4 protein-coding genes and 1 pseudogene are annotated in these 5,474 nt (G+C 69.9%); 3 read left to right on the top strand and 2 right to left on the bottom strand.

Annotated features, from left to right (window positions below; genetic code table 11):
• From A5714_RS13775 to A5714_RS13785, 3 genes are all read left to right on the top strand, one after another.
• The coding region (locus A5714_RS13775; RefSeq protein ID WP_068285898.1) for a sensor domain-containing protein at positions 1-685 on the top strand (685 nt) is incomplete at its 5' end.
• 120 nt (positions 686-805) lie between these two features.
• On the top strand, positions 806-2,143 hold the full coding sequence (locus A5714_RS13780; RefSeq protein ID WP_068205093.1) for a magnesium transporter MgtE N-terminal domain-containing protein: 1,338 nt from the start codon (positions 806-808) through the stop codon (positions 2,141-2,143).
• 89 nt (positions 2,144-2,232) lie between these two features.
• Positions 2,233-3,810, top strand: a complete 1,578-nt coding sequence (locus A5714_RS13785) for an NRAMP family divalent metal transporter (protein ID WP_156747317.1) — start codon at positions 2,233-2,235, stop codon at positions 3,808-3,810.
• On the opposite strand, the gene A5714_RS13790 is transcribed toward A5714_RS13785, so the two are convergent.
• Positions 3,800-4,834, bottom strand: coding sequence for a TIGR03617 family F420-dependent LLM class oxidoreductase (locus tag A5714_RS13790; RefSeq protein WP_068285902.1), 1,035 nt, complete (start codon positions 4,832-4,834; stop codon positions 3,800-3,802). The two genes, A5714_RS13785 and A5714_RS13790, sit on opposite strands and share 11 nt — an antisense overlap.
• Positions 4,835-5,260: 426 nt before the next feature.
• Positions 5,261-5,474: pseudogene (locus A5714_RS13795) on the bottom strand (hypothetical protein); the annotation flags it as partial.

Consider the following 5,474-nt stretch of genomic DNA (forward strand, 5'->3'; position numbering starts at 1 on the left):
CAACGACAGCTCCGGCACATCGTCGTCGACCACCACGAGCACCAGCACGTCCAACGGCGGCCCCCTGGCGCAGGCGGCGCTGCCCAATCTGTTGCTGACGCCCGATGACATCGACACTCTGCTGCACGTGCGGGGAACGACGAGCGACCCGCCGATCACCGAGCTCACGGACAACCCGGCGGGCCGGCAGAATTACACGCTGCCGGCCGAATGCACCTATATCTTCCATCCGGGCGCCGCGCCGTCCTACGCCGACAGCGGTGACACCGCGGTCCTGGGTTACCGCGACGTGGCGCCCACGCCCACCGGGGCGAAGGCCGTGGAAACGCCCGAGTTGACGCAAATCGTGGTGCTGTTCCCCGCCCCCGAACAGGCGCGGGCGTTCTTCGACGCGTCGGCTCGCCGATGGCCCGCCTGCGCCAACCGTCAGGACACCGTCCCCGCCGACGCGACCAACCCCGGTCTGCACTGGCAGGTCGGGGCGGTCAGCAACGCCAACGGCATGTTGACCACGACGGTCACCGTCGACGTCACCAGCAACGGGACGACCACGACCATGCCGTGCCAGCGGGCGCTCACCGTCCGCAACAACGTCGCCATCGACGTGAACGCCTGCCGCAAGGATCTCGCGGACCTGGGCAGCACCGTTGCCAACCAGATCGCCGGCAAAGTCGACAAGCAGTAGCCGCCCAGCGTTTACCTCACCTCCCTAGCCCGCGCCGGTGCCCCCGGCGTACGCTCTGGCGGCCGAGCCGGTCACCGTGGTCGTCACGCGGGGCGGGCCGCACCGGGGCAGGAGGACGATGTGAGCGCATCCGAGAAGGCGAGCCGGCCGCACGGCGGGCCGCCGGTGATCCACCTTTCCGAGCTGCTGCGTGCGCCGGTGGTGGCCAGGTCCGGCGAGGCCGTGGGCCGGGTCGAGGACGTCATCGTGCGGCTCGGCGGCGCCGACGACTATCCCCTGGTCGCCGGGATCGTGGCCGGCGTCGGGGGGCGTCGCGTGTTCGTCGGCAACAAGTCGATCGACGAATTCTCCGCGAAGCGAGTCGTGTTGACCAAGAACAAGGTCGACCTGCGGAGCTTCGAGCGTCGCGACGGCGAGGTGTTACTGCGCGCGGATGTGTTGGGGCACAGGCTGATCGATGTGGCCGCGGTGGAGTTGGTGCGCGCCTACGACGTCGAGCTGGAGGACACCGGCGCCGGCTGGGCGCTCGTCCGCCTCGACACCCGGCGGCCGCCGCGGTTGTTCGGGTTGATCAAGCAGGCCGCTGGGCACGCGGCGCGCGACTGGAAGGCGTTCGAACCGCTGATCGGTCACGCCCGCACCGACGCGGTGCGGCGCCTGTCGGACCGCTTCGGCGAATTCAAGGCCGCCGAGATCGCCGATCTGCTGGAAGAGGCGGACAAGGCCGAGGGCGGCGAGATCCTCGACCGGGTGCACAGCGACCCCGAGTTGGAAGCCGACGTCTTCGAGGAACTCGACCCGGACAAGGCCAGCCGGTTGCTCGACGGCATGCCCGACGACGAGGTCGCCGGGCTGCTCGGGCGAATGCGCGCCGACGACGCCGCCGACGCCATCGCCGACCTGCGCCAGTCACGGCGCCGGCGGGTGCTCGACCTGATGCCGGGGCCCCAGCGCACCAAGGTCATCACGCTGATGGGCTTCAACCCCGAAAGCGCCGGCGGCCTGATGAACGTCGACTTCGTGTCCTGCCGGCCCACCGCGACGGCCGGGGAGGCGCTGGCCCTGATCGCCACCGCACGCAGCATCCAGCCGGAGGCGCTGATCAAGGTTCACGTCGTCGACGACGACGGGCGGCTCGACGGTGTGGCGTCCGTCATCGGCCTGCTGCAGGCCGAGCCCAGCAATACCCTTGTGGGGCTGATGGATTCGGATCCGGTGCGGGTCAACGCCGACGCCGACCTCACCGACATCGCGCTGCTGATGGCCGACTTCAACCTCTACTCGATTCCCGTGGTCGACGAGCAGGACCGCATCCTCGGGGTGGTCACCGTCGACGACGTGCTGGAGGCCACGATCCCCGAGGATTGGCGCCGTCGTGAACCCGCTCCCCGGCCGATCCGCGACGTCGCCGCGGCCGACGACCACACCTCGTCGCTGCCCGGAGGTACCACGCTGTGAGCCCGGAGGAGACCACCAGCGCCGACGCTGCCGAGCGCGGGACCGGGCCCGACGCGCCAACGCGTTCGGCGGTCCTCGACAGCGCCCACCTGGGCGACATCGAGGGCGCCTTCGGGCGGATCAGCATCGGCGAGACCGAGCACGCGCGCAGTTGGAAGACGCGGCTGCTGACCCTGTTGGCGATCGTGGGCCCCGGCATCATCGTGATGGTCGGCGACAACGACGCCGGCGGGGTGGCCACCTACGCCCAGGCCGGCCAGAACTACGGCTACTCACTGTTGTGGGTGCTGCTGTTGTTGGTGCCGGTGCTCATCGTCAACCAGGAGATGGTGGTCCGGCTGGGCGCCGTGACGGGCGTCGGGCACGCCCGGCTGATCAACGAGCGCTTCGGCCGCGGCTGGGGCTGGTTCTCCGTCGGTGACCTGTTCCTGCTCAACTTCCTCACCATCGTCACCGAATTCATCGGCATCAGCCTGGCCGCCGAATACATCGGCATCTCCAAATACGTGGTGGTCCCGACCTCGGCGGTGGCGTTGGTCGCGATCATGGCCAGCGGCAGCTTCCGCCGCTGGGAGCGGGCGATGTTCATCTTCATCGCGATCACGCTGCTGCAGATCCCCATGTTGCTGATGTCGCATCCGCAATGGGGTCAGGCGGCCAAATCCTTTGTGGTGCCGGGCATTTCGGGTGGTGTGAGCTCGGACGCGGTGCTGCTGATCATCGCGATCGTCGGCACCACGGTGGCGCCCTGGCAGTTGTTCTTCCAGCAGTCCAACGTGGTCGACAAGCGCATCACGCCGCGCTTCATGGCCTACGAACGTGCGGACACGGTGTTGGGGGCCTTGGTCGTGGTCGTCGGGGCGGCCGCGCTGGTGATGACCGGTGACTGGGCGGCGCGCTCGACCAATACCGTGGGCGGTTTCACCGACGCCGGTGGCACCGCGCACCTGCTCGGGGAGCACCGCGACCTGTTGGGCTCGATCTTCGCGATCGTGCTGATGGACGCGTCGATCATCGGCGCCGCGGCGGTCACGTTGGCCACCAGTTACGCGTTCGGCGACGTGTTCGGGCTGAAGCACTCGCTGCACCGCGGCTTCGCCGACGCCAAACAGTTTTACCTGTCCTACGCGGCGATGGTGGCGGTGGCGGCGGCCATCGTGTTGATCCCCGGCGCGCCGCTCGGCCTGATCACCACCGCGGTGCAGGCCCTCGCGGGATTGCTGCTACCCAGTGCCAGCGTCTTTTTGTTGTTGCTGTGCAACGACCGGGAAGTGTTGGGGCCGTGGGTCAATCGGACCTGGCTCAACTGGGTCGCAGGGTTGATCGTCGGCACGCTGCTGCTGCTGTCGGGGATCCTGATGGCCACCACCTTGTTTCCCAAGATCGACGTGGTGGCGGTGTCGGGCTACCTGGCGCTGGGCATGGTGGTGCTCGGCGTCGCGGCCGTGCCGCTGCTGCGCTGGATGGCCCGGCGCCAGCCCCCGCGACCCGCCGCGCAGCTGCCGGCCCGCGGTGTGGACCGCAGCACGTGGCGGATGCCGCCCCTGACCCTGCTCGAGCCGGTGGTCTGGTCGCCCGGCACCCGGCTCGGCATGATCGCGCTGCGCTCCTATCTGGTCGCCGGGGCGCTGCTGCTGGTGGTCAAGGCGATTCAGCTCAGCCGCTGACCGGTCGGCCCGCCGCCGCGATCCGGCGGGCCACCTCGCCGTAGCGTTCGAAGCGTTGCGGATCGCCGACGGCGTTGTAGAGCACCAGTCGCGTCGCCGTTCCGGCGTATTTGTCGATCAGCTTGTCGGCCAACGCATCCCAGGTGGACTCGGTGGCGAACGCGGCGATGTGATCGTCGCTGACCTGCGCCGCCATTCCGGCGAAGTCGCCGGCCTTCTGCTTCTCCCGGATCCGGGCGGTGGTGCCCTCGAACCCGGCCTCGTCCCAGATGAACGCGTAGTTGGGGGTGCTGCCGTAGAAGGCCATGCTGGCCCGCACACCCTCGCGCTGCCGGTCCCGTTCCTCGTCGGTGTCGCCGACGACGGTCAGCACCGGCACGACGATCGCGATGTCGGACGGCGAACGCCCAGCCCGCGCAGCACCTTTGGCCACGTTCGGCACCACGTGGCGCGTCAGGTAACCGGGCTCCCCGATCGGGTGCACGTGCACCCCGTCGGCCACCTGGCCCGCCATTCGCAGCATCCACGGGTTGACCGCGGCGACGTCGACCATGGGGTCGGGCGCGTCGATGGGGCCGGGGCTCCACTGCGGGGTGATGAAGTCGAGGTCATAGAACTCGCCGTGGTGATCGAGCGTGCCGGAGCGGAACGCGGCGAAACACGCCTTGACGGCCAGCACATAGTCGCGCAGCCGCGGTCCGGGTCGCTCGAAGGGCACCCCGTAGCGCCGCACCACGTGGGTGCGCACCTGGGTGCCGAGCCCGAGCCGAAACCGGCCGCCGGTCGCCTCCTGCAGTTCCCACGCCGCGGCCGCGGTGATGAACGGGCTGCGCGGGAAGGCCACCGCCACACCGGTGGACAGCTCGAGCCCGGGCGCGGCCTGCGAGGCCACCGCGACGTTGGAGTAGGCGACGCGACCCGTCTCGGTGAACAACAATCCCGAGAAGCCGGCCGCCTGGGTGCGCCGCGCAAGGTCCCCGATCAGGTTGAGCGGCTGGGGACTGGTCATCGCGTCGACGTACATGTGAGGAGCGTACGTCGCCGGTCCCGGTCCGCCGCCCTGCCCGCCCCGGGGTCCGCGGCTCCGGGGTGATCGGCCTTCGTCACCGAGGCGGCGCGCCGCGCTGCGTGCGTGGCCCGACACGCTCGACTGCGCTCGGCGGTTCACGAGATACGGTCGGACGCCGAGGCGAAGTTGGCTCAGATCCGCTGCCGCAACCAGGACTACGCGGCGACGGGCGGCCCGGTCCCCGGCTGCCCATCGCGGCGATCACCGGCAAGCTGATCATGGGGCATTACGAGGCGATCGTGTAGTGGGCCGGCTGGGTGGACGACGCCATCGGCGGCTGGACCGGCGTCACCCCGGAGCCCGGCGCCACCGTGCCCGCCGACGCCTTCGTCGTCGGCGATGACCTACCCGCGGCGCCCCCGAAGGGCTGCGGGCGCGCCGCTATTGCGGCAGCGTCTCGCCGCGCGTTTCGGGAGCCAGCGGGATCACCAGCAGGCCGACGACGAAGGCGACGGCCGTTAATGCGACCGGAAGCCCCAATGTGTGCAGGTGCAGCACGGCGGCACCGAGGACGAAGTTGACGCCCGCGCCGACGAAACGCCCGAACGATGTGCAAAACGCGAACGCCGTCGCCCGCACCCGCGTCTCGAACTGC

The organism is Mycobacterium sp. E2462 (assembly GCF_001672685.1).
In the GTDB taxonomy this organism is placed as follows: Bacteria; Actinomycetota; Actinomycetes; order Mycobacteriales; family Mycobacteriaceae; genus Mycobacterium.